The 22,354-nt window shown below is 66.5% G+C and carries 23 protein-coding genes; 15 read left to right on the forward strand and 8 right to left on the reverse strand.

Annotated elements, in window-relative coordinates:
- Window positions 1–6: 6 nt before the first annotated feature.
- Genes nuoL through ACKY0W_RS15255 form a run of 4 tightly spaced genes read left to right on the forward strand, consistent with a single transcriptional unit; the run spans window position 7 to window position 5,704 of the window.
- Window positions 7–1,947 (forward strand): NADH-quinone oxidoreductase subunit L, encoded by a 1,941-nt coding sequence (nuoL, locus tag ACKY0W_RS15240; RefSeq protein WP_409434744.1) that lies wholly within the window; start codon window positions 7–9, stop codon window positions 1,945–1,947.
- On the forward strand, window positions 1,944–3,572 hold the full coding sequence (locus ACKY0W_RS15245) for an NADH-quinone oxidoreductase subunit M (RefSeq protein WP_409434745.1): 1,629 nt from the start codon (window positions 1,944–1,946) through the stop codon (window positions 3,570–3,572). The genes nuoL and ACKY0W_RS15245 overlap by 4 nt, the downstream gene beginning before the upstream one ends.
- 2 nt (window positions 3,573–3,574) lie before the next feature.
- Window positions 3,575–5,176, forward strand: coding sequence for an NADH-quinone oxidoreductase subunit NuoN (gene nuoN, locus ACKY0W_RS15250; RefSeq protein ID WP_409434746.1), 1,602 nt, complete (start codon window positions 3,575–3,577; stop codon window positions 5,174–5,176).
- 39 nt (window positions 5,177–5,215) lie between these two features.
- The gene (locus ACKY0W_RS15255; RefSeq protein WP_409434747.1) at window positions 5,216–5,704 is read left to right on the forward strand and encodes a flavin reductase family protein; all 489 of its coding nucleotides are present in this window, start codon (window positions 5,216–5,218) and stop codon (window positions 5,702–5,704) included.
- An 18-nt stretch (window positions 5,705–5,722) separates the two neighbouring features.
- On the opposite strand, the gene ACKY0W_RS15260 is transcribed toward ACKY0W_RS15255, so the two are convergent.
- Genes ACKY0W_RS15260 through ACKY0W_RS15270 form a run of 3 tightly spaced genes read right to left on the reverse strand, consistent with a single transcriptional unit; the run spans window position 5,723 to window position 8,020 of the window.
- Window positions 5,723–6,721 carry a Gfo/Idh/MocA family protein gene (locus ACKY0W_RS15260; RefSeq protein WP_409434748.1) on the reverse strand — a complete coding sequence of 333 codons (999 nt, stop codon included), beginning with the start codon at window positions 6,719–6,721 and terminating at the stop codon, window positions 5,723–5,725.
- Window positions 6,718–7,413 carry a PIG-L deacetylase family protein gene (locus ACKY0W_RS15265; protein ID WP_409434749.1) on the reverse strand — a complete coding sequence of 232 codons (696 nt, stop codon included), beginning with the start codon at window positions 7,411–7,413 and terminating at the stop codon, window positions 6,718–6,720. Before ACKY0W_RS15265 ends, ACKY0W_RS15260 begins: the two co-directional genes overlap by 4 nt.
- Before the next feature lie 4 nt (window positions 7,414–7,417).
- Complete coding sequence (locus tag ACKY0W_RS15270; RefSeq protein WP_409434750.1) at window positions 7,418–8,020, reverse strand: TetR/AcrR family transcriptional regulator; 603 nt, start codon at window positions 8,018–8,020, stop codon at window positions 7,418–7,420.
- A gap of 45 nt (window positions 8,021–8,065) precedes the next feature.
- Between ACKY0W_RS15270 and ACKY0W_RS15275 the strand changes: the two genes are divergently transcribed.
- Window positions 8,066–9,205 carry a phosphotransferase family protein gene (locus tag ACKY0W_RS15275; protein WP_409434751.1) on the forward strand — a complete coding sequence of 380 codons (1,140 nt, stop codon included), beginning with the start codon at window positions 8,066–8,068 and terminating at the stop codon, window positions 9,203–9,205.
- Window positions 9,205–10,320, forward strand: coding sequence for a hypothetical protein (locus ACKY0W_RS15280; RefSeq protein ID WP_406757566.1), 1,116 nt, complete (start codon window positions 9,205–9,207; stop codon window positions 10,318–10,320). Before ACKY0W_RS15275 ends, ACKY0W_RS15280 begins: the two co-directional genes overlap by 1 nt.
- Window positions 10,321–10,330: 10 nt before the next feature.
- On the opposite strand, the gene ACKY0W_RS15285 is transcribed toward ACKY0W_RS15280, so the two are convergent.
- Both ACKY0W_RS15285 and ACKY0W_RS15290 read right to left on the reverse strand, forming a co-directional pair.
- Window positions 10,331–11,329 (reverse strand): TIGR03617 family F420-dependent LLM class oxidoreductase, encoded by a 999-nt coding sequence (locus ACKY0W_RS15285; RefSeq protein WP_409434752.1) that lies wholly within the window; start codon window positions 11,327–11,329, stop codon window positions 10,331–10,333.
- Between the two features lie 17 nt (window positions 11,330–11,346).
- Window positions 11,347–12,333: an alpha/beta fold hydrolase gene (locus ACKY0W_RS15290; RefSeq protein WP_409434753.1), complete on the reverse strand. Its 987-nt coding sequence runs from the start codon at window positions 12,331–12,333 to the stop codon at window positions 11,347–11,349.
- A gap of 99 nt (window positions 12,334–12,432) precedes the next feature.
- Here ACKY0W_RS15290 and ACKY0W_RS15295 point away from each other — a divergent pair, with 99 nt between their 5' ends.
- The 5 genes from ACKY0W_RS15295 (at window position 12,433) to ACKY0W_RS15315 (ending at window position 15,457) form a co-directional block, all read left to right on the forward strand.
- On the forward strand, window positions 12,433–13,407 hold the full coding sequence (locus ACKY0W_RS15295) for an NADPH:quinone oxidoreductase family protein (RefSeq protein ID WP_409434754.1): 975 nt from the start codon (window positions 12,433–12,435) through the stop codon (window positions 13,405–13,407).
- 312 nt (window positions 13,408–13,719) lie between these two features.
- A complete protein-coding gene (locus ACKY0W_RS15300) occupies window positions 13,720–13,905 on the forward strand; it encodes a hypothetical protein (protein WP_409434755.1) in 186 nt (61 codons plus the stop codon).
- A gap of 68 nt (window positions 13,906–13,973) precedes the next feature.
- Window positions 13,974–14,195, forward strand: a complete 222-nt coding sequence (locus ACKY0W_RS15305; RefSeq protein WP_409434756.1) for a type II toxin-antitoxin system Phd/YefM family antitoxin — start codon at window positions 13,974–13,976, stop codon at window positions 14,193–14,195.
- Window positions 14,186–14,581: a type II toxin-antitoxin system VapC family toxin gene (locus ACKY0W_RS15310; RefSeq protein ID WP_409434757.1), complete on the forward strand. Its 396-nt coding sequence runs from the start codon at window positions 14,186–14,188 to the stop codon at window positions 14,579–14,581. The genes ACKY0W_RS15305 and ACKY0W_RS15310 overlap by 10 nt, the downstream gene beginning before the upstream one ends.
- A gap of 54 nt (window positions 14,582–14,635) precedes the next feature.
- Entirely contained in the window at window positions 14,636–15,457 is an 822-nt protein-coding gene (locus tag ACKY0W_RS15315) for a nuclear transport factor 2 family protein (RefSeq protein WP_409434758.1), read from the forward strand.
- 9 nt (window positions 15,458–15,466) lie between these two features.
- On the opposite strand, the gene ACKY0W_RS15320 is transcribed toward ACKY0W_RS15315, so the two are convergent.
- The 3 genes from ACKY0W_RS15320 to ACKY0W_RS15330 form a co-directional block, all read right to left on the reverse strand.
- Window positions 15,467–16,222 (reverse strand): 3-oxo-5-alpha-steroid 4-dehydrogenase, encoded by a 756-nt coding sequence (locus tag ACKY0W_RS15320; RefSeq protein WP_409434759.1) that lies wholly within the window; start codon window positions 16,220–16,222, stop codon window positions 15,467–15,469.
- A gap of 74 nt (window positions 16,223–16,296) precedes the next feature.
- A complete protein-coding gene (locus ACKY0W_RS15325) occupies window positions 16,297–16,800 on the reverse strand; it encodes an STM3941 family protein (protein ID WP_409434760.1) in 504 nt (167 codons plus the stop codon).
- Window positions 16,801–16,872: 72 nt separating this feature from the next.
- On the reverse strand, window positions 16,873–17,250 hold the full coding sequence (locus tag ACKY0W_RS15330) for a MerR family transcriptional regulator (protein ID WP_409434761.1): 378 nt from the start codon (window positions 17,248–17,250) through the stop codon (window positions 16,873–16,875).
- Window positions 17,251–17,329: 79 nt separating this feature from the next.
- Between ACKY0W_RS15330 and ACKY0W_RS15335 the strand changes: the two genes are divergently transcribed.
- The 4 genes from ACKY0W_RS15335 to ACKY0W_RS15350 all read left to right on the forward strand — a co-directional run bounded on the left by ACKY0W_RS15335 (window position 17,330) and on the right by ACKY0W_RS15350 (window position 22,301).
- The gene (locus ACKY0W_RS15335; protein WP_409434762.1) at window positions 17,330–18,265 is read left to right on the forward strand and encodes an alpha/beta hydrolase; all 936 of its coding nucleotides are present in this window, start codon (window positions 17,330–17,332) and stop codon (window positions 18,263–18,265) included.
- 111 nt (window positions 18,266–18,376) lie between these two features.
- Entirely contained in the window at window positions 18,377–20,203 is a 1,827-nt protein-coding gene (locus ACKY0W_RS15340) for a flavin-containing monooxygenase (RefSeq protein ID WP_409434763.1), read from the forward strand.
- Entirely contained in the window at window positions 20,200–20,787 is a 588-nt protein-coding gene (locus ACKY0W_RS15345; RefSeq protein ID WP_409434764.1) for a TetR/AcrR family transcriptional regulator, read from the forward strand. Before ACKY0W_RS15340 ends, ACKY0W_RS15345 begins: the two co-directional genes overlap by 4 nt.
- 92 nt (window positions 20,788–20,879) lie before the next feature.
- Complete coding sequence (locus ACKY0W_RS15350) at window positions 20,880–22,301, forward strand: TIGR00366 family protein (RefSeq protein ID WP_409434765.1); 1,422 nt, start codon at window positions 20,880–20,882, stop codon at window positions 22,299–22,301.
- Window positions 22,302–22,354 lie beyond the last annotated feature (53 nt).

Here is a 22,354-nt window from a genome sequence, read left to right on the forward strand (position 1 = left end):
AGCTCTATGACGAATCTGAGTCAGCTGAGCTGGCTGCTGGTGGCCCTGCCGACGGCCGGCGCGCTGATCCTGTTGCTCGGCGGGCGCCGAACCGACCGGTGGGGACATCTGCTGGCGTGCGCCACCGTGCTCGGCTCGTTCGGGATCGGGCTGGTACTGCTGGCCGACATGCTCAGCCGCGACGGCGACGACCGGGCGATTCACACACACCTGTTCAGCTGGGTGCCGGTCGGTGCCCTGCACGTCGATTTTGGGGTGCTGATCGATCAGCTGTCGATCTGCTTCGTGTTGTTGATCAGTGGTGTCGGCGCGTTGATCCACATCTATTCGACCGGCTACATGAAGCACGACCCCGACCGCCGACGCTTTTTCGCCTACCTGAACCTGTTCGTCGCGGCGATGCTGCTGCTGGTGGTCGCCGACAACTACCTGGGCCTCTACGTGGGCTGGGAAGGTGTCGGTCTGGCGTCCTACCTGCTGATCGGCTTCTGGTACGCCAAGCCGGTGGCGGCAGCGGCCGGCAAGAAGGCTTTCGTGTCCAATCGAGTCGGTGACATCGGGCTGTCGCTGGCCATGTTCGTGATGTTCGCGGGATTCGGCACGCTGTCCTACGACGGACTGTTCGGCGCGGTCGGCGATGCCGGCCCCAGCGGGCTGACCACCGCCATCGGTCTGCTGCTGCTGGTGGGTGCCTGCGCCAAGTCCGCGCAGGTTCCGTTGCAGGCCTGGTTGTTCGACGCGATGGAGGGCCCCACCCCGGTTTCGGCGCTGATCCACGCCGCCACCATGGTGACCGCCGGGGTGTATCTGATCGTGCGCTCCGGACCGGTGTTCGACCTGTCCCCAGACGCCCGGTTGGCGGTGGTCGTGGTCGGTGCGGTCACGCTGCTGTTCGGTGCGATCATCGGCTGCGCCAACGACGACATCAAGCGCGCCCTGGCCGCCTCCACGGTGAGCCAGATCGGCTACATGGTGCTGGCCGCGGGCCTGGGTCCGGCCGGCTACGCGGTGGCGATCATGCACCTGCTCACCCACGGCTTCTTCAAGGCCGGCCTCTTCCTGGGCTCGGGTTCGGTGATGCACGGGATGAACGACGAACAGGACATGCGCCGCTACGGCGCCCTACGCAGCTTCATGCCGGTGACGTTCGCGACGTTCGGGCTGTGTTACCTGGCGATCATCGGGGTGCCGCCGTTCGCCGGCTACTGGTCCAAGGACGCCATCATCGAGGCCGCGCTGGCCTCCGGCGGCACGCGCGGCTGGGTGCTGGGGGCCGTCACGATCCTGGGCGCCGGCATCACCGCCTTCTACATGACCAGGGTGATGCTGATGACGTTCGGTGGCGAGCGCCGCTGGGCCGCCGACGATTCCGAGGTGAGCGCCGAGCGCGCGCTGCAGCACCCGCACGAGTCCCCGCGGGTGATGACCTGGCCGATGATCGTGCTGGCTCTGGGCGCCGTGTTCGCCGGCGCCGCACTGGCCATCGGCGGACGCCTGGAGCACTGGCTGGAGCCGGTGGTCAGCTCGGTGGCTGCGGTTGCCGACCACGAAGCGGCGCATGTCATCCCGGCCTGGCTCACCGGCGCGATCACCCTGGGAATCGTCCTGCTCGGTGTCGCGGTGGCCTTCAACATGTACGGCCGCAAGCCGATACCGATCACCGCGCCCACCGACGTGTCGGCACTGACGGTGGCGGCCCGCAAGTATCTCTACGGCGATGCCTTCAACGAGGAGGTGCTCATGCGTCCGGGTAACCGACTGGCACAAGGCCTGGTCGGCGTCGACGACCGGGTGGTGGACGGCTCGGTCAACATGACGGCGGGACTGGTGGCGATCGCCTCATATCTGGTGCGGCGTCTGCAGACCGGGTTCGTGCGCTCCTACGCGCTGACAATGCTGGCCGGCACGGTCCTGGTCATCGCACTCGTGATGGCGGTGCAGCTGTGAACGCGAACACCAGCGTGCCCTGGCTGAGCCTGCTGTGGCTGGTACCGCTGGTCGGCGCCGGATTGGTCATCGTGTTGCCGGCCCGCCTAGCTGGGCTGGCGAAGTGGACCGGCCTGGTGGTGAGCCTTGCCACGCTGGCGGTGGCGATCGTGGTCACCGTCGGGTTCGACACGACTCCGGTTGCCGCGCCCTACCAGTTCGTCGAATCCCACGCCTGGATACCGGCATTCGGCGCGAGCTACACGCTCGGGGTGGACGGCATCGCGGTGATCCTGGCGTTGTTGACCGCCGGGCTGGTGCCGCTGCTGATGCTGGCCGGCTGGAACGACGGTGAGAGAGCCGAGCGCAGTGCCGATGCTGACGACCCGCTGCGCCCGGCTCCGCCGCGCTGGCGATCGTCAGGCCGCGGCCCGCACGCGTTCGCGGCGCTGACACTGACCGTCGAGGCGATGGTGCTGATCTCACTGGTCTCGCTGGACGTGCTGCTGTTCTACGTGTTCTTCGAGGCGATGCTGATCCCGATGTACTTCATGATCGGCGGTTTCGGGAACGGCGCGAAGCGCTCTCAAGCGGCCCTGAAGTTCCTGCTGTACAACCTGTTCGGTGGCCTGATCATGCTGGCCGCGGTCATCGGGGTGTACGTGGTGAGCTCCGGCGACGGCGCCTCCGGCGGCACCTTCGACTTCCGCGAACTGGTCTCGATGTTCTCCCCGGCCACGACCACCGTGGATCCGGGCGTCCTCAAGCTGCTGTTCGCCGGCTTCATGTTCGCCTTCGCGGTCAAGGCCCCGCTGTGGCCGCTGCACCGGTGGCTGCCCGACGCGGCGGTGGAATCCACCCCGGCGACCGCGGTGCTGATGATGGCGGTGATGGACAAGGTGGGGACCTTCGGGATGCTGCGGTACTGCCTGCAGCTGTTCCCCGACGCCTCAACGTATTTCCGCCCGGCCATCATCGTGCTGGCGGTCATCGGGGTGGTCTACGGCGCAATGGTGGCGATCGGCCAGCGCGACATGATGCGGTTGATCGCCTACACCTCGATCTCGCACTTCGGATTCATCATTCTGGGCATCTTCGTGATGACCAGCCAGGGGCAGAGCGGCTCGACGCTGTACATGCTCAACCACGGGTTGTCGACGGCGGCGCTGTTCCTGATCGCCGGATTCCTGGTCGCCCGGCGCGACGGCGCCCGGGCGATCTCGGATTACGGCGGCGTGCAGAAGGTGGCACCGGTGATGGCCGGCACCTTCATGGTCGCCGCCATGGCCACCCTGTCGCTGCCCGGACTGGCTCCGTTCATCAGTGAGTTCCTGGTCTTGATCGGCACGTTCAACCGGTATTGGGTGGCGGCGGCGGTCGGCTCCACGGCGCTGGTGTTGTCGTCGATCTACATGCTCTGGCTGTATCAGCGAGTGATGACCGGCCCAGTCACGCCAGGCAACGAACGCATCCGCGACCTGGTGCCACGAGAATTGCTGGTCGTCACACCGTTGATCGCGCTGCTGCTGTTCCTCGGCTTCTACCCCAAACCCGCGCTGGACATCATCAATCCGGGCGTCGAGCACACCCTGACCACGATCGGTCAGACCGATCCGGCACCGCTGACCGCTGAGGGGGCGCACTGACCATGGCGGGCATGCCAGTTCCATCCGTCGAATACAGCCTTCTGCTGCCGCTGCTGATCGTTTTCGGCACCGCGGTGACCGGCGTGCTCTTCGAGGCGTTCATCCCGCGCCGGGCGCGCTACGTGATGCAGGTCCTGCTCGCGGTCGGCGGCCTGGCCGCCGCGTTCGCCGCCATTGTCGAGGTGGGCCGCGACCTGCCGACCGGCGGTCGCGTCGCGGTGCTGGGCGCGGTGGCCGTCGACGGGCCGGCACTGGTACTACAGGGCACCATCGTGCTGGTCGGGATCATGGCCGTGCTGTTCATCTCCGAGCGCAACATCGGCGCAGGCGTTCCCGAAGGTCCGGGCGCGGCGACGGCGCCCGCAAGCCCCGTACACCCAGGTCTAGACGCGTTCACTCCGCAGGCGTCGGCGGTCCCGGACAGCGTCGCCGAACTCGACGCGGCGCGCGCCGGGGTGACCCAGACCGAGGTGTTCCCGCTGACCGTGCTGGCGATCGGCGGCATGATGGTGTTCCCCGCCGCCAATGACCTGGTCACCATGTTCGTGGCGCTGGAGGTACTCTCCCTGCCGCTGTATCTGCTGTGCGGGCTGGCCCGCTACCGCCGTCTGCTCTCGCAGGAAGCGGCGCTGAAATACTTTCTGCTGGGCGCATTCTCCTCGGCGCTGTTCCTGTTCGGCGCTGCACTGCTCTACGGCGCCACCGGGACGCTGACGCTGACGGATATCGGCGAGCAGTTGTTCGCCCACAGCAACGACCCGCTGGCGCTGATCGGCGCTGGACTGATCCTGGTGGGCTTGTTCTTCAAAGTCGGCGCGGTGCCGTTCCATTCGTGGGTTCCCGACGTCTACGTCGGTGCGCCGACGCCGATCACCGGCTTCATGGCGGCGGCCACCAAAGTCGCCGCGTTCGGGGCGATGCTGCGGATCCTCTACGTTGCGCTGCCCGCGCTGCATGACCACTGGCGGCCGCTGCTGTGGCTGATCGCGGTACTGACCATGGTGGTCGCCACCATCGCCGCGATCACCCAGACCGAGATCAAGCGGATGCTGGCCTACTCCTCGATAGCCCACGCGGGCTTTGTGCTGACCGGTGTGCTGTCCGCGATCCCGGCAGGTATCTCCGCGACGCTGTTCTATCTGGTCGCCTACAGCTTCTCCACGGTGGGTGCCTTCGCGGTGGTGAACCTGATCCGCAGCGCCAGCGGCGAAGAGGAACTCGACATGTCTCGGTGGGCCGGGTTGGGACGGCGTTACCCCGTTGTGGGCCTGCTGTTTTCGATGTTCCTGCTGGCGTTCGCAGGCATCCCGCTGACCAGTGGGTTCATCAGCAAGTTCGCGGTGTTCAAGGCTGCCGCCGAGGGTGGCGCGGCACCACTGGTGGTGGTCGGCGTGATCGCCAGCGGCGTCGCCGCCTACTTCTACGTCCGGGTCATCGTGTTGATGTTCTTCACCGACTCCCCCGCCGACCCACCGCACCTGGTGCTGCCCAGCGTATGGAGCAAGGCGGCAATCGCGCTGTGCGCCGCGATCACGGTGCTGTTGGGGGTACTGCCGCAGCCACTGCTCGACCTGGTGGACGCTGCAACGCAATTCGCGCAGTAATCCAGCCCGCCCGTCGCGCGGCGGGTACATCATGGACAGATGCACGACGACCCGATTCAGCAGCTGGTCACCATGCTGGACTACACCATGTTCGTGGTGACCACGGCGACCGATGAGCGCGCGTCGGGCTGTCTGGTCGGGTTCGCCACCCAGACCAGCATCGAGCCGCCGAGGTTTCTGGTGGGAATGTCCAAGCGCAACCACACCTTCGAGGTGGCAGCCGAGGCCGAACACCTGGCCGTTCACGTCCTGGTGCGCCGCGATATCGAGCTGGCCCGGCTGTTCGGCGGTCAGACCGGCGACGAGATCGACAAGTTCGCGCGCTGCTCCTGGCACAGCGGTCCGGCGGGAATGCCGATCCTCGACGATGCGCCGGCATGGTTCGTCGGCAAGACGCTGCGTCGGATCGACCTCGGCGACCACATGGGCTACCTGTTGGAACCCGTGGCCGGATATGCCGCCCAAGGCGACCAGGACCTGCTGTTGCTTTCCGACATCGACGATCTCGAACCGGGCCACAGGGCGTGACCGAGACGGCCCAGCAGATCAGCCCGGCTCGCGCAGGGGTAGACCGGCGGCGGTGTAGATCGCGTCAATGACGGTCATGTTCTCGATCGCGTCGTCGGGGGTGGTGCGCACCGGCACGCCACGCAGCACGGCGTCGGCGAACGCATCGAGTTGGTAGGCGTAGGACGCCCGATGGGTGAAACGCTCGACGCGCTTGCCCTTGGGCGAGCTGACCCGCAACCGGTGGAAGTACTGCGGCATCAGCGGGTTGAGCGCCCGCAGCTCACCGTGTTCGCCGATCACCCGGGCGCTGATCTGCAACAGGTTCGATGACCACAGCGAGCAGCGGATGCTCCCGGTGTGCCCGGCGGGAAACCGAAGCTGCGCCGTCATGGCCCGGTCCACGAGTGGGTCACGCAGCTTCGCCTGCGCGGAAACAACTTCCGGGGTAGCTCCGCCGAAGGTACGGGCCATATGCACGGCATAGCAGCCGGCGTCCATCAATGCCCCGCCGGCCAGCGCATAGTGATAGCGGATATCGGAGAAGCGCGGCAGCGGAAAGCTCAGTGCGGTGTGGACCTGGCGCAGCTCCCCCAGTTCGCCCGAGGCGATGATCTCTTCGATGCGCTCGGTCATCGGGTGGTATCGGTAGTGGAATGCCTCCATCGCCACCCGGTCGGAGCCCGCGGCCACCGCGGCGATCTCGCGGGCTTCCTCGGCGTTGGCGGTGAACGGCTTCTCGCACAGCACGTGCTTGCCGGCGTCCAGTGCGGCGCGGGTCCATCTGCCGTGCAGGTGGTTCGGCAGCGGGTTGTAGATGGCATCGACCTCGGGGTCGGCGATCAGTGCGTTGTAGCTGTCGTGCACCCGGCCGATGCCGTGTTTGGCGGCGAAGGAACGGGCGCGGCCGATGTCGCGCGCAGCCACTGCGCTCACCACGACTTCAGGGTTGGCGGCGGCAGGTTTGAGCAGTGCATCCGGGGTGATCCGCGCCGCCCCGAGCACGCCGATCCGCAGCGCCGTCGTGGTGTCGGTCATGAGACGGTGCTGCGATGCAGGCGGAACCCGGCCACCCGGCGACCGGGTTGGGCCGAGGTCGTCATGTCGACCACCCGACGCGCCTGCTCGCGCACCGGTGTGTCCGGGTCGAGCACCGACAGGTACACGTCGTGGGCGGCCAAGGACTCCGTCGCGACATCGAGGTAGGCCTCCACATCCTCGACATGGGTGGGCCCCGGTCCGCCTTGGAACAGCCAGCGCGGCTTGTCCTCGCACGTGTCCCAGGCATCGGTGACGGCGGCGGCGAATTCGATGTGGTCGCGCTGGTTGGGCATGCCCGGCCCGAACTCCGCGCCGCCGTAGATCGCCACCACCACGTCGGGTCGGAACTCGCCGATCACCGCTGCGATCTTGGCGCGCAACTCCGGCGAGTTGTGGATGTCGCTGTCCGGGAAGCCCCAGAAGTCAACATGAGAAACCCCGACGATGGCCGCCGCCCGCCGTTGCTCATCCTCGCGCAGCGGTCCGGCCTGCCCCGGCTCCATGCCGGCGATGCCCGCTTCCCCACTGCTGGCCAGGGCGTAGCGGACGGTCTTGCCCGCGGCGGTCCACTTCGCCACCGCGGCGGCGACGCCGTATTCGGGATCGTCCGGGTGCGGCACCAACACCAGCAACGAGGCCCAGTCTTGCGGAAAGGGCTGCGGCTCGGTGGACCCCACAGTTTGAGCCATGGGTCTATGCCATCACACCGTGGGCGATGATGTCGGCGATCCGTCGCACCCAGTCATCGTCGAGATCGTCGTCGGGGCGCAACATCATTGCCAGCAAGGTTGCGCCGCCGATAATTTCGACGAGCCGGTCGGGGTCCACGTCGGTGCGCGCATCGCCGCGGCTCACCGAATCGGCCACCCAGTGGCGCATCACCTCGAATAGGCCCTGGAAACGTTCCAGGATGCGCTCGGTCAGCTCGGCGTTGCGGGCCATGTCGGCGATCAGGCCGGGCAGGGCGGCCCGCACTACCGGGCTGGTGAAGGCATCGCGCGCGCCGGCCATCATTGCCGTCAGGTCGCCGGACACGTCGCCCGGGGGCGCCGTCACGGCGCTCGGTGGCACTGAGAAGGCGGCCTCGTGCACCAGTTCGGCCTTGCTGGGCCACCGGCGGTACAACGCGGTCTTGGTCGTGCCAGCGCGCTCGGCGACGGCCGCCAGGCTCAGATTCGAATATCCGACTTCGACAACCAGTTCCGCGGCGGCCCGCAATATGGCACCGTCAATGCGGGTATCACGGGGCCGTCCGGCGCCGGACCCCTTGTCAACGGCTGATGGTTCTGCTTTCATAACGCTACCTGTCGTATCGTAATTACCTTAACGGAGGATACAACCGTGGTCGAGCAACCGACTGTGGAAAAAGACGTCGGCCGGATCCAACGTTCTAGCCGCGATGTCACCACACTGCCCACGGTAATGTCTGGCTGGCTTGCCACCCAGTTGCCCGGAGCGGCCGCGCCGGATATCACCGTGGAAAGCGGTGTCGACACCAACGGCATGTCGTCGGAAACGATCATGCTCACCGGACGTTGGACGGCCGACGGCGCCCCGGTCGAACAGCGTTGGGTGATGCGGGTGGCGCCCGCCGCGGAAGACGTGCCGGTGTTCCCGCACTACCGGCTTGACCACCAGTTCGAGGTGATGCGGCTGGTGGGTGAGCTCACCAACGTCCCGGTGCCGAAAGTCCGTTGGATCGAACCGACCGGCGACGTGCTGGACCGGCCGTTCTTCCTGATGGACCGCATCGACGGCGAGGTGCCACCCGACGTCATGCCCTACACCTTCGGCGGCAACTGGTTCGCCGACGCGTCAGCCGAGCAGCAGCGGACCCTGCAGGACTCCACCGTCGAGGTGCTCGCCAAGCTGCACGCCATCGGTGATGCGGAGCAGACTTTCGCCTTCCTTGACGAGGGGGCGCTCGGGGCCACCGCGCTGCGCCGCCACTTCGAGGGGGTGCGGCAGTGGTACGAGTTCGCGGTGCCCGACATGGGGCGCTCGCCGCTGTTGGACCGCGCCTTCGCCTGGCTGGAGGAAAACTGGCCGGATGATGTGGCCGCCGGCGAGACGGTGTTGTGCTGGGGCGACTCACGGGTCGGCAACGTGCTCTACCGCGACTTCCGTCCGGTCGCCGTGCTGGACTGGGAGATGGTGGCACTGGGGCCGCGCGAGCTGGACGTGTCGTGGGTCATCTTCGCGCACTTGGTGTTCGAGGAACTCGCTGGGCTCGCCGGACTCCCTGGGCTTCCGCAGGTGCTGCGCGAGGACGACGTGCGGGCCACCTACCAGAAGCTCACCGGCGTCGAGCTCGGTGACCTGCACTGGTTCTACGTCTACGCCGGCGTGATGTGGGCGATCGTGTTCATGCGCACCGGGGCCCGTCGGGTGCATTTCGGGGAGATGGAGAAGCCGGAAGACCCCGAATCGTTGTTCTATCACGCCGGATTGCTCAAGAAGTTGATCGGAGAACAGAGCTGATGTTGGGGCCACTCGACGAATTCCCGGTTCACCAACTGCCGCAACCGATCGCCTGGCCGGGCTCCTCGGATCGCAATTTTTACGACCGGTGCTATCTCAATGCCCACGACCGCACCGGGGACATCTTCTTGATCACCGGGTGCGGCTACTACCCGAACCTCGGCGTCAAAGACGCCTACGTGCTGGTCCGCCGCGGCGACACCCAGACCGCAGTGCACCTGTCCGACGCCATCGACCAAGACCGGCTCAACCAGCGCATCGGCGCCTACCGCATCGAGGTCACCGATCCACTGCGCTCCCTGCGGGTGGTCATGGACGAGACCGAGGGCATCGCACTCGATCTGCGCTGGGAGGGTCTGTTCGACCCGGTGCAGGAGCAGCGGCACATCCTGCGGACCGGCAACAGGGTGACCCTGGACGCGCAGCGCTTCGCTCAATTGGGCTCGTGGAGTGGACAGATCGTGGTCGATGGCGAGGAGATCGCCGTCGATCCGGCGGTCTGGATCGGCTCACGCGACCGCTCCTGGGGCATCCGCCCGGTCGGTGAACGCGAACCGGCCGGCCGCCCCGCCGATCCGCCGTTCGACGGCATGTGGTGGCTGTATCTGCCGATGGCGTTCGAGGACTTCGCGGTGGTGATGATCATCCAGGAGGAGCCGAACGGCTTCCGCTCGCTCAACGACTGCAGCCGAGTCTGGCGCGACGGGCGCGTCGAACAACTGGGTTGGCCGCGGATCTCCACTCGCTACCGTGCCGGCACCCGCATCGCCACCGGAGCCACCATCGAGGCCACGCGCCCGGACGGCACTCCGGTCGTGTTCGAGGTGGAATCCAAACTTCCGGTGCCCATTCACGTCGGCGGCGGCTACGGCGGCGACATCGACTGGCTGCACGGCGAGTGGAAGGGCGAGAAGTTCACCGAGCGCCTGACCTATGACATGACCGATCCGGGCATCCTCGGGCGCACCAGCTTCGGGATGATCGACCACGTGGGGCGCGCGGTGTGCCGCGAGGGCGACGCCGCCCCGGTCGAGGGTTGGGGACTCTACGAGCACGGTGTGCTGGGCCGGCATGACCCGACGGGGTTCCCCGACTGGGTCACCATGGCTCCCTAGCGCCTAGCCCCTAAGACAATTCGCTGACGATCGCCCCGACAACCGCCGGGGCGATCGGAGCCGCCTGGTAGACGCAGACGGTGTCGGCGACTCCGTCGACCCTGTCACGGATGTGCGCGGCCACCTGCTCCGGCGTACCGCACGCGGCGATGGTGTGCAGGATCTCGTCGGTGATCCGTGCACCCATCTGCGCCCATTGCCCCTGCTTGGACAGTGCGTTGAGTTCGGGCTGCAAATCCTGCCAGCCGTGTGCGGCCAGCACCGGGACGTACGCCGGAGTCGACGCGTAGAAGCCGAGCAACATCCGGGTGGCGGCTTCGGCCGCCTCCCGCTCGGCATCGGTGGCGCCGGTGGCCACGATGACTTCGGGCACCACCGCGAAATCCTCGGCACGCCTTCCCGCTTGGGTAAGCCCCGCGCGCACCTCGGACATGGTGCTCTCATGCAGGAATCGCTTGGTGGAGAACGGCATCACCAGCAGTCCATCGGCGTGCGCGGCAGCAGCACGAGTCAGCCGCGGCCCCAGCGCGCCGACATAGATCGGTGGTGGCCCGTACGCGTTCGGCCCGGGGCTGAACGTCGGCGTCATCAGCGTGTGCCGGTAGTAGTCGCCGCGAAAATCCAAGCGGGAGCCGGTGTTCCAGGAATCGAAGATCGCCCGCAGCGCCGCAACGAGTTCGACCATGCGGTCCACCGGCCGGTCGAAGGCGGCGCCGAAACGCTTCTCGATCTGCGCACGCACCTGCGTGCCCAGCCCCAGGACGAATCGCCCGCCACTGAGCAGCTGGTGATCATTGGCCTGGTGCGCCAAATGGATCGGGTTGCGTGGGAACGCAATCGCAACATTGGTCATCAGGTCCAGGCCACCCACACCGGCGGCCAGGGTCAGCGGCGCGAACACGTCGTGCGGGCCTTCGAAGGTGAAGACCCCGCTGACGCCTGCGTCACGCAGCTCACGGGCCTGATCGACCACACCGGTCAGCCCGCTGAGGGCAGTGAGAACTTTCAACGCGATTCGCCAGGCCCTTATGAACTGATCTCGGACCCGACCGCCAAGCCGCCTGCGGAACCAGTGGCCAGATCCACCAGGTCGCGAAGCTCCCGGTTCACCGCAGCGGGGTGTTCCAGGATCGAACAGTGTCCCCCGCTGACCTCGACGAACCGGACGAGATTGGGTGCGGCGTCGGCGATTCGCTGTGAGGCCGCCAGCGGCAACAGCCGGTCCCGGGTGCTGCCGATGACCAGGGTGGGCACGGTCAGGCCGTCGAGGTTGATGAAGGACGCCGGACCGAGCGCGTCGATGAGCGCCCGCACCCAGTGGCCGCGGCTGGCGGCCGGTGTCTTGGCGAACAGGTCGCAGATCAACGAGGTGACCCAGGGATCGGCCTCATCGCCCACCGCAAGCATGTGCACGAATCGCCGAACCGCCAGGTTCGCCGGGCCGACGATCGGCACGCTGCCGAACGCCAGCAACCCGCGACGAGCAGCCTCCACCCGGGCTCGCTGTAGGGGCGGTGGCACCTGGAACAGTTCGACCTCGGCCAGCAGGTTGCCGATGGTGGTGTTGATCAGCGCTACCGCATCGGCACGTTCATGCACGCGGTGCCGGTAGCGATCCGACCACGCACTGATCGCCATGCCACCCATCGAATGTCCGGCGATGACGGCCCGTTCTCCCGGCGCCAGGGTGGCCTCCAGAACCGCGTCCAGATCGGATGCCAGGTGCGTCAGGCTGTATCCGCCGCGCTTGGGCACCCCGCTGCGTCCGTGGCCGCGGTGGTCGTAGGCGATCACCCGGTGATCGGCGCTCAGGTCGGCAATCTGATGTCCCCACACACCGATGGCGCAGGTGATTCCGTGCGCCAGCACGATCGGGTAACCGTCGGCCGGCCCGAAGACCTGAGTGTGCAGCTTTGTTCCGTCAGCCGCCCGGACCGCCATGGTGCGGGCCGGCGGCAGCTCTGCCGGGAATATGCCGACACTTCGCCGCCGACTGGACCGTTGAGCACTCATCGCCACCTCATCGGAAATGCGGCAACGCTGCCGCATCGCGAGCATACGCCTGCGTGGACTAGGTTTTCACCGAAAGGACTACTGACGAAGGGTTCGCCCATGCGCGCGGTACAGATTTCACAACTCGACGGACCGGCGGCTGCCCAGGTAGTCGACCTCGATGAGCCGGTCGGTGAGGGCCTGGTGGTCATCGACATCCACGCCGCCGGAGTGGCGTTTCCCGATGTGCTGCAGTCTCGCGGGCTCTATCAACACAAGCCGGAGCTGCCGTTCGTGCCGGGCGGCGAGGCGGCCGGTGTGGTGCGCAGCGCCCCGGCCGGCGCGCACGTACGCCCCGGTGACCGTGTGGCGGTACTGACCATGCTCAACGGCGGAATGGCGCAGGTGATCGCGGTGCCCGCCGCCCAGGTGTTCAAACTGCCGGACACGGTGTCGTTCGAGGCCGGTGCCGGTCTGCTGTTCAACGACCTGACGGTGCTGTTCGCGCTGACCACGCGCGGCCAGCTGACCGAAGGCGCCACGGTGCTGGTGCACGGCGCCGCCGGCGGGATCGGCACCTCCACGCTCCGACTGGCCGGGCCACTGGGGGCATCTCGGGTGATCGCGGTGGTCTCCACCGAGGCCAAGGCCGAGACGGCTCGAGCCGCCGGCGCCACCGACACGGTGCTCGCCGACGGATTCCGCGAGGCGGTTGCCGAGCTGACCGGTGGACGCGGCGTGGACCTGGTCCTCGACCCGGTGGGCGGTGACCGGTTCACCGACTCGCTGCGCTCGCTGGCTCCCGGCGGGAAGCTGTTGGTGGTGGGCTTCACCGGCGGCGACATTCCGACGGTGAAGGTGAACCGGCTGCTGCTCAACAACATCGACGTGGTGGGCGTCGGTTGGGGTGCGTGGGTGATGTCGCATCCCGGCGAGCTGGAGCACCAATGGGAGGTGTTGGAGCCGCTGCTGGCCTCCGGAGTAGTGGCCGCGCCGCAGCCGGATGTTTTTGGCCTCGACCGGGCCGCAGATGCGCTGGCAGCACTGGAGAATCGCACCGCGGCGGGCAAGGTCGTGCTGCGGATGCGCGACTAGGCAGCCCGGGCAGCGAGCCGAACCCCCCTTGCCGCTGCGCCGTCCGCGGATACCTTCGGCGCTGCTCCGGAGCGACTGTCGGTGGCCAGTCGTAGCCTCGGCACCGTCTCCAGGAGGTGCCCAATGAAAGTCCTTGTAGCGACAGCGCTCACCCAGGGCCGCCGCAGCGGCGACTACTGCTTCTGCGTCGAAGGCGAACCAGTATGGATCCAAGAACCCTGCGACCGAGACCGACGAGATCCCAACGGCGGTTGCGGATGCAGTCGCGGTTTCGCCGGCGCAGCGTCCCACCGGGCAACCACCACTGCACGGGTGGCGGATCTGACGCTGACGCGCGACGAGCTCATCACTGCGATGCATATGAGCCTCGTCGATGGCGGATGGCCAGCCGAGTGGGCCGCAGCCGTCATCGATGACAATCTGGCTATCGCGTCCACGTACCCGGCTGGAACCGTCATTGAACGGAAGTTCGACGAATACCGAGCACGAACCGCCTAACCGCAATCTGACCACATGGTTGACCAACCACATTGACCAACCCTGGTCAACTACTTAGCATGGGTGTCATGAAGCAGGTCAAGGTCCAGTACGCGAAGACACACCTGTCCGCGCTGATCTCCGCCGTCGAGGACGGCGAAGAGTTTGTCATTGCCCGCGGCGACCGTCCGGCCGCCCGCCTGGTCCCGCTCGCCAACCAAGGTGATCGCGAACTCGGCTTCCTCACCTACGCGGTTCCTGATGAATTCTTCGACCCACTGCCCGAAGAAGAACTCACCGCATGGCAGTGACGTACCTGCTGGACACTCATGCTGTGCTGTGGGCACTCACGGCCCCGGCTCGCCTGGGACGCAACGCCCGTGAAGTCCTCACCGATCGATCCGTCGCGATCGTCGTGTCGGCGGTGTCAGCCTGGGAACTGTCCACCAAGCAGCGATTGGGCAAGCTCCCCCAAGCAGACGCGATCCTTGGCGCCTATTCCAGGCATCTCGATCGCTTGGGCGCCAGCAGATTGCCGATCACCGAGGAACACGCGCTACTGGCCGGACGGCTTGACTGGGATCACCGGGACCCGTTCGATCGCATGCTGGCGGCCCAGGCCATCATCGAGTCGATGACCCTCATCACCGGTGATGCCGCATTCGTCGGCCTTGCCGGTGTTCCCATGTTGTGGTGACCGTTCACGAGTCGCCAGACCAGTACCGAGATTTTCGAAACGAGAGGAATCCCGATGCCGGACCAGCGTTCTTCGCACAGCGCCAGTGCACTGCTCGACGCCGTCGAGCAGTCGCCGAAAGCTGTGGCAGTACACGATAAGTCGGCATGGGTCGGAATCTTCGCCGCCGACGGCCAGGTGAACGACCCGGTCGGTTCGACCCCCCATGTCGGCACGGCCGCCATCGGGCGCTTCTTCGACACCTTCATTGCCCCGAACACCATCGCCTTTGATGTGCAGAACGATGTGGTCGCCGGCATGTCGGTACTACGAGACCTCACGGTGCACACCACGATGTCGACCGGTGTCACCATGCATATCCCGATGCACCTGCGCTATGACCTGGTCGCGCAGGGGCCGGACGGCTCGCTGAAAATCCAGAGGTTGTTCGCGCACTGGGAGCTGCAGAAGATGGTCGGGCAGCTGCTGACCTCGGGAGGCCGCGGTCTGCTGGCCTCGGTGATCCTGGGCCCCCAGCTGCTTCGTCACCAAGGGCTTTCTGGCTGCGCCGGCTTCTTGCGCGGCCTTTCCGGGGTACGAAAGCGCGGAAAGCGTCGGGTCGAGAACCTCGTCGCGGCGCTGGAGCAGGGTGATGCCGCCGCGGTTTCGGCGCTTCTGACTCCGAATCCCACCTTGAGCCTGGACGGTGTTTCGGAGACCTCGGTTGCCGAGTTCATCTCAGCAGCACAGCAACTAAGGGCCGAAAAGCTCCTGGCCGCCGGGCATACCGTCACGGCGACCGTGCACCTGGACGGCCGACGCGGGGTGGGGTTGTTCGAATTCGCCAAAGAGGGCGCGGACCGGGGCGCGATTTCCGCTGTCCGCCTCTATATCTGAGGCGGACAGCTACAGCACGCCGGGAATGATCGCCTTGCGATTGGGCGGGTAGTCGGGGAACTTCTGCTGATACCACTTGTGGGTGGCCATCGCCCTGGGCCCCAAGTTGGCGATGGAGAAGAACACGAAGATCAGGCCAGGAAGCGTCCAGGCCATGATCGCCCAGCCCGTCCACAAGATGAGCTCACCGAAATAGTTGCCCGAAGACACCCAGCGATACACCCCGCCGTAGGGGATGCTGTATCCGCTGCTGCCATCGGCACGCAGGCCGATCAGGATGTGGTCGGCCTGGAAATTGATCCCCCAGCCGATCACGGCCACGGCGAGCCCCAGGATGAAGCGTGGGTCGACAAACCAATGCTCCTGTTGCAAGTGCGGGGCCAGCGCCACGGCATAACCGTTGGCAAAACCGTTGACGGCGTTGAAGATGAAGCCGAATGCGATACCTGAGATCGGGAACCGTTTGTCATCGCCCTTGCGGCTCAGCGGATAGATCAACCCGCGGTAGAGATAGTGGCACTGCCACAGTGCATACAACACGATCGCCGGTGCCCCATGCGAGTGCGCAACCAGCCAGAACGTCACGGTAAAGGCCCACCACTGCGGGCATTCGAACATCAGCCAGCTGATCTTTCCTGGCAGCGTGAAGCGGTCATCCGGACTGGCGAAGCGGCCGTAGGGGTTGGTGAACCAAAAGCTGCTGGCGAAGGTGACGATCGTCAGGACGATCAGGAAGACGATAGCGGCGTGGTACAGACCGGCCATGACGGAACCTTTCATCCAGGATGCTAGGCAGTAGTAGCACATACGGCCGGCGCGGTCGTGCTGCGGATGCGCAACTAGCTCCCGGAATCGTCCCGCCTGCCCGGCGCGAAGTAGTCGAACGCGGCACGCATGTCGCTGAGTTTGCCGTCGGTGCCCTGCAACGACAGCGCGACGTGGCCAAAGGATTTGGCCCCCAATCTCTTGCGGCCGGCGAACTCGGACGCGTCGTTGAGGAACAGGTACGCCAGCTGCACCCGGCCGCCGTCCACGGTGGTGATGCGCTCGATGGCGCTCCACGGAATCACCCGGTTGCCGCTGCGCCGCCCGTAGACCCCTTCGGCGTCGACGCGGACCTCGACACCCGAGGAGAACAACCGCTGCACGAGCACCGCCACGCCGAACCCGAAGAACACGATCGCGATCCAGCCGAAGACGTGCAGGGCCTGCGGTGACCAGCCGCGGATCGACTCGACCGGCCCGAATCCCCCGGCCAGCCACACCCCGCTCAGGACGAACGCCCCTGCGATGGCGAGCAGCGAGGCGATCTTGCGTCGGTCCGGATGCGCTTCGAACGGCATGTGGCCTCCCCTGTCGACGGAGCCGACTCTAGTGCGCACCGGCGGGAGGCACCCCGCGAAGCCGACGAGTTGCTAGGTATCGCTGATGCGCGCCTTGAACTCCGGGCACTCGACCAACGGCGTATGGGTGCAGGTCACGGCGTGTGTGAGGCTGTCCCGCATCCGGGTGAGGCGGGCGATCTCCTCATCGACTTGGCGGGCTTTCTCGGCCATTCGCGCACGTAACTCGGTGTCGCTGGGCGTGGCCCGCAGGAACCGCTCGATCTGAGCCAGCGTGAATCCGGCCGCTTTGGCACAGCCGATGAGGGCGAGCCGGTCGAGCACGGCCGGTTCGTAGGTGCGGCGAAGGCCGTTGCGTGCACCCGAACTGATCAGCCCGCGCCGCTCGTAGAACCGCAGCGCCGATGACGCCAGGCCCGATCGACTCGCCACCTCCGCAATGTCCAGCATCGCCATCCCCTTGACTTGAAGCGTGGTTCAAGTCAGAGACTAGCGACGAACCGCCCCCGAGGAAAGGACACCGAGTGCCATGCCACTACATCCGCAGGTCCAAGCCCATCTGGAACGCCTGGCCGGCAGCAACTTTGCCGACCTGCACACCTTCACCCCCGAGCAGGTCCGCCAGGCCATGCGACTGATGACCCAAGCCGCCGGCAGCGGCGAAGCCGTCGCAAGCGTTCGCGACCGAATCATCTCCACGCCGGCCGGCGAGCTACCGGTTCGGATCTACCACCCACAGCCGGACGAACCGCGCCCAGTGATCGTCTTCTTCCATGGCGGTGGCTTCGTGCTCGGCGATCTGGACACCCACGACGGATTGGCCCGGGCGCTGGCCAATCGCTCCGGTCGTGTCGTCGTCTCGGTCGACTATCCCCTGGCCCCCGAGCACAAATACCCGGCAGCGATCAACGCCGGCTTCGCCGCGGCGCAGTGGGTCGCTATCAATGCCGGCGAATTCGGAGGCGACGGCACAAACATTGCCGTCGCCGGTGACAGCGCCGGCGGCAACCTCGCCGCGGTGGTCACGCTGATGGCACGCGACGCCGGCGGCCCGGCCATCACGCACCAGGTATTGATCTACCCGGACTTGGACTTTCGGCGATCGAACGTGTCCATCCAAGAGTTCGCGGGAAAGTACGGGAACATCAGCCGGGCGACCCAGCAGTGGTTCATGAACCACTATCTCAACGGCGACCACGAGAAACTCGATGCTCACGTCTCACCGCTTTTGGCCCCCGGACTTGAACAGCTTCCACCGGCGTTCATCGTCACCGCTGAATACGACGCCCTGCGCGACGAGGGCGAACATTACGGCGCTCGACTCCAGCAAGCGGGCGTTCTGACCACCGTCAATCGCTATGCCGGCATGATCCACGAGTTCATCCGCTGGCCGTTCGACGACGCCGCCCGGGCGCTCGACGACATCGCCGCCGCCCTCCGCACCGCGCCCGTGGCTCCGCGCTGAGGCCGGTCGAACTGGGTCGAGACAATATACGTTGCGTCTGGCCAGCTATCGCCTAGTCTGTTCACTGGACACTATGTCCAGTGAGATTGATGACGCAAGGAGCACGAGGCGATGCCACCCACGGCCAGCTCCCTGGGACCGCAGCCGGCGAAGTACGACCCCGCGTGGGTGCGTGCGAAGTACGCGCTGGAACGCGACAAACGGATGCGCCCCGACGCCGTGGGCCAGTTCATCGAGGTCACCGCCGATTTCTCGCACTACGCCGACGATCCGTGGACGCAGCGCGTCGATCGCCTTCCGGTGCACGACCACGTCCAGGTGGCGATCATCGGCGCGGGTCTGGGCAGCCTGGTCGCCGCCGCGCGGCTGCAGGAAGCCGAGATCGGCGACATCCGGATGATCGACACCGCCGGCGACTTCGGCGGCACCTGGTACTGGAACCGCTACCCCGGGGTGCAGTGTGACGTCGAGTCCTACATCTATCTGCCGCTGCTCGAAGAGCTGAACTACGTGCCCACCGAGCGCTACGCACACGGCCCGGAGATCCGCGAGCACCTGCAGAACATCGCCAAGCACTACCGTCTGTACGACAACGCCTTGTTGGGCACCACGGTCACCGGCCTGCGCTGGGACGACGTGGCCAATCGGTGGCACATCGCCACCGATCGCGGCGACGCATTCACCGCCACGCTGGTCGCCGTCTCCCCCGGATCGCTCACCCGACCGAAATTGCCGGGTATCGCCGGCATCAACGAATTCCGCGGGCACACCTTTCACACCAGCCGCTGGGACTTCGGCTACACCGGCGGCGACGAATCCGGCGGGCTGACCAAGTTGTCCGACAAGCGTGTCGGCGTCATCGGCACCGGTTCGACGGGGCTGCAGTGCATCCCGCACCTCGGCGAATGGGCACAGCAGCTCTACGTCTTCCAACGAACCCCGAGCACCGTCGCGGTGCGAGGCAACCGGCCCACCGACCCAGCGTGGGCGGCCAGCCTGCAGCCGGGTTGGCAACGCGAACGCATGGAGAACTTCACCCGAGTCACCTGCGGGGTGGAGATGGACCTCGACCTCACCAATGACGGCTGGACGCAGAAGGCCCTGGAACTGAGCGAACCCGCAGTGCTGCGCGAGACTCAACGCCTCGGTCGCCAGATGACGCCCGAGGAGATCGCCGACTTCCTGTTCCACGCCGACTATGTGGCGATGCAACGGTTGCGCGCCCGGATCGATGACACCGTGCGCGACCGCAAGACCGCCGAATCGCTCAAGCCGTGGTATCGGTTGAACTGCAAGCGCCCCGGCTACCACGACCAGTACCTCGATACGTTCAACCGGGACAACGTCGAGTTGGTCGACACCGACGGGCGCGGCGTGGATCGGTTCACCGAGACCGCCGTCGTGGTCGACGGGGTCGAGTACGACCTCGATGCGCTGGTCTTCGCGACCGGTTTCGAGGTGGGCACCGAATTCACCCGTCGGCTCGGCTTCGAGATCGTCGGCCGCGACGAGGTGCGCCTGAGCGACAAGTGGGCCAAAGGAATGCGGACGCTGCATGGCCTGCAGACCCACGGCTTCCCCAACTGCTTCTTCCTGGGCTACACCCAATCCGGGGTCTCCCCCAACTACACCCACACCGCCGAGGAGCGGGCCCGCCATTTCGCCTACCTGGTCGGCACGTTCGCGCAGCGGGGCGCGGACACCATCGAGGCCACCAAGGCCGCCGAGGACCAGTGGCTGGCCGCGATGGACGAAGCGTCGGAGAAACCCAAGGCCTTCTACGCCGAGTGCACGCCGAGTTACCTGAGTTCCGAGGGCGATCGGGAGAATCCGCACGGCATGCTGTCGACCAATTTCGGGGGCAAGCCGGTCGATTTCTTCGAGATGCTCAGCGCGTGGCGCTCCACCGGTCGGTTGGAGGGGGTGATCCTGAAATGACCTCCACCGCCCCGCGACTCACGATGCGCGACCGGCACCGCGCCATGACCCGCGATCACATCATGGCCGCCGCGCTGGAGGCGTTCGCCGAACGCGGCTACGTCGCGGTGACCATCGACGACATCGTGCGCCGGGCCGGGATAGGGCGGGCGACGTTCTATCTCCACTTCGACTCCAAGGCGGCGGTACTGCGCGAACTGCGCAACACCCGGATGACCGTCTGGTCCCAACAGGACGCCCCGCGCGGCGGCAGAGCGGGACGGCCGTCGATCAAGGCCTTCTTCGAGAAGGTGGTCGACTTCTACACCTCCGCGCCACAGCTCTACATGGCACTGCATCAGGCGCGGGCGGCCGATCCGGAGTTCGCCGCGGCGCACCGAGCGACCATGGAGGCCAACATCACCGAGTGGATCGAGGCCGACGCCATGCCCGGCGCTACCGAGGACCAGCTGCGGCTGGCCATCGCGATGATGTACACCATGGTCGACTCGTTCATGCACCTGTGGCTGGTCGACGGCTGGCCGCTGGAGCGCGAGGCCGCCATCGGGGCGATGACCGACGCGCTGCACGCCACCATGCGCTGAAAACGCCGGCTCGAGCGGCCGCGGCATTTATCGTGGCACAACGCACGAGCGTTCGCGGTGCGAGCGGTTTTTCACAACGAGAGGCTGGCCCGATGACCGAGCTGCGGGCAGATGGCGTGAAGACCGAGCAACCGACACCACGCCGAGCCGTCATGCAGTCGCTCACCGGGCTCAGTGTCCGCTACGTCGAGCGCCTGATGCCCGACCCGTATCTGTTCGCGGTGATCCTCACCTTGATCGTCGCCGGGCTGGTCGCCGCTCTGGTGCGCGGAGCGTCGGCCAGCGGCATGCTGCACGCGTGGTACGCCGGGGTGTGGGGCCAGCAGAACATCTTCACCTTCGCCTTCCAGATGGTGCTGATTCTGGTGACCGGCTACACGCTGGCCGAGGCGCCCGTGCTGAAGCGGGCCATCGTGCGTGTCGCGGCGCTGCCGCGCAGCCAGGTGCAGGGGGCGCTGCTCTGCTTTACCGTCAGTGCCGCCGCGTCCCTGCTGAACTGGGGCCTGGGGCTGGTGGCCGGCGCACTGGTCGCCCGGCAGGTGGCGCGACGTTTCCCCGAGTCGCATTTCGGTTATCTGATCGCCGCGGCGTTCATGGGTTTCATCGTCTGGACGCAGGGGCTCTCGTCCTCGATCGCGCTGGCCAACACCGATGCCGGCAGCCCCATCAACGTGATCCATAAGATCGCCGGGTTCACAGTGCCGTTGAGTCAGACCATCTTTCAGCCGTACAGCTGGCTGTCGGCGATGATCGTGCTGGGGGTGCTCGCGCTCGCGGTGTGGCGCATGGAGCCGGCTGACGCTCTTGCGCCGGATCCCGCCGTGTTCGAGGAAGAGCCGGAGATCGCCGACCAGCGCAGCACGACGTTCGCCGAATGGCTGGAGAACCAGTGGATCCTCAATGTGCTGCTGTTCGCGGCGGGCATCACGTATTTCGTGGCCAGTGATTTCGCGCTGAACATCTCCTCGATGATCATGCTGTTCACCATCACCGCCGCCCTGTTGCACCGCACGCCGATCCGCTTCATCCGCGCGTTCACCGGTGCGGCCAAAGTATCGGGCCCCCTGTTGCTGCAGTATCCGCTTTACGGCGGACTGGTGGGGCTGCTGGCGTACACCGGCGCCGACGACGCCAAGCCGCTGCAGACGCTGCTGGCCCAGATGCTGGTCAATGGCGCCACCGAGTACACCTTGCCGTTCCTGACCTTCATCGGCTCGGTGATCATCAGCCTGTTCGTGCCGTCCGGCGGCGGACACTGGGCGGTGCAGGGCCCGATAGCCGTCGACTCCGCGCTGGCGATCGGCCAGCAGTCACCGGCCTATCTCGGGTTGGTGTCGATGGCCGTGGCCGTCGGCGAGGGGGTTGCGAACATGATCCAGCCGTTCTGGCTGCTGCCCCTGTTGGCGATCGCCAAGCTCAATGTCCGCCAGGTGATGGGCTTTACCATCGTGGCCTTCTTCATCGGGTTGGCGGTGCTGGGGGCAATGACGCTGGTTGCACCGTGGGTGATTTGACGTCCGGCGTCGCCATTTCCTTGATATCTGCTCGTGCGTGTCCGATGCTCGTA

Source organism: Mycobacterium sp. SMC-14, assembly GCF_046250075.1.
In the GTDB taxonomy this organism is placed as follows: Bacteria; Actinomycetota; Actinomycetes; order Mycobacteriales; family Mycobacteriaceae; genus Mycobacterium.

What these genes read in the sequence shown, in the direction of transcription:
- nuoL (WP_409434744.1), top strand. Translation starts at nt 7, where the DNA reads ATGACGAATCTGAGTCAGCTGAGCTGGCTGCTGGTGGCCCTGCCGACG.
- nuoN (WP_409434746.1), top strand. Translation starts at nt 3,575, where the DNA reads ATGGCGGGCATGCCAGTTCCATCCGTCGAATACAGCCTTCTGCTGCCG.
- ACKY0W_RS15255 (WP_409434747.1), top strand. Translation starts at nt 5,216, where the DNA reads ATGCACGACGACCCGATTCAGCAGCTGGTCACCATGCTGGACTACACC.
- ACKY0W_RS15260 (WP_409434748.1), bottom strand. Translation starts at nt 6,721, where the DNA reads ATGACCGACACCACGACGGCGCTGCGGATCGGCGTGCTCGGGGCGGCG.
- ACKY0W_RS15265 (WP_409434749.1), bottom strand. Translation starts at nt 7,413, where the DNA reads ATGGCTCAAACTGTGGGGTCCACCGAGCCGCAGCCCTTTCCGCAAGAC.
- ACKY0W_RS15270 (WP_409434750.1), bottom strand. Translation starts at nt 8,020, where the DNA reads ATGAAAGCAGAACCATCAGCCGTTGACAAGGGGTCCGGCGCCGGACGG.
- ACKY0W_RS15280 (WP_406757566.1), top strand. Translation starts at nt 9,205, where the DNA reads ATGTTGGGGCCACTCGACGAATTCCCGGTTCACCAACTGCCGCAACCG.
- ACKY0W_RS15290 (WP_409434753.1), bottom strand. Translation starts at nt 12,333, where the DNA reads ATGAGTGCTCAACGGTCCAGTCGGCGGCGAAGTGTCGGCATATTCCCG.
- ACKY0W_RS15295 (WP_409434754.1), top strand. Translation starts at nt 12,433, where the DNA reads ATGCGCGCGGTACAGATTTCACAACTCGACGGACCGGCGGCTGCCCAG.
- ACKY0W_RS15305 (WP_409434756.1), top strand. Translation starts at nt 13,974, where the DNA reads ATGAAGCAGGTCAAGGTCCAGTACGCGAAGACACACCTGTCCGCGCTG.
- ACKY0W_RS15310 (WP_409434757.1), top strand. Translation starts at nt 14,186, where the DNA reads ATGGCAGTGACGTACCTGCTGGACACTCATGCTGTGCTGTGGGCACTC.
- ACKY0W_RS15315 (WP_409434758.1), top strand. Translation starts at nt 14,636, where the DNA reads ATGCCGGACCAGCGTTCTTCGCACAGCGCCAGTGCACTGCTCGACGCC.
- ACKY0W_RS15320 (WP_409434759.1), bottom strand. Translation starts at nt 16,222, where the DNA reads ATGGCCGGTCTGTACCACGCCGCTATCGTCTTCCTGATCGTCCTGACG.
- ACKY0W_RS15325 (WP_409434760.1), bottom strand. Translation starts at nt 16,800, where the DNA reads ATGCCGTTCGAAGCGCATCCGGACCGACGCAAGATCGCCTCGCTGCTC.
- ACKY0W_RS15330 (WP_409434761.1), bottom strand. Translation starts at nt 17,250, where the DNA reads ATGCTGGACATTGCGGAGGTGGCGAGTCGATCGGGCCTGGCGTCATCG.
- ACKY0W_RS15335 (WP_409434762.1), top strand. Translation starts at nt 17,330, where the DNA reads ATGCCACTACATCCGCAGGTCCAAGCCCATCTGGAACGCCTGGCCGGC.
- ACKY0W_RS15340 (WP_409434763.1), top strand. Translation starts at nt 18,377, where the DNA reads ATGCCACCCACGGCCAGCTCCCTGGGACCGCAGCCGGCGAAGTACGAC.
- ACKY0W_RS15345 (WP_409434764.1), top strand. Translation starts at nt 20,200, where the DNA reads ATGACCTCCACCGCCCCGCGACTCACGATGCGCGACCGGCACCGCGCC.
- ACKY0W_RS15350 (WP_409434765.1), top strand. Translation starts at nt 20,880, where the DNA reads ATGACCGAGCTGCGGGCAGATGGCGTGAAGACCGAGCAACCGACACCA.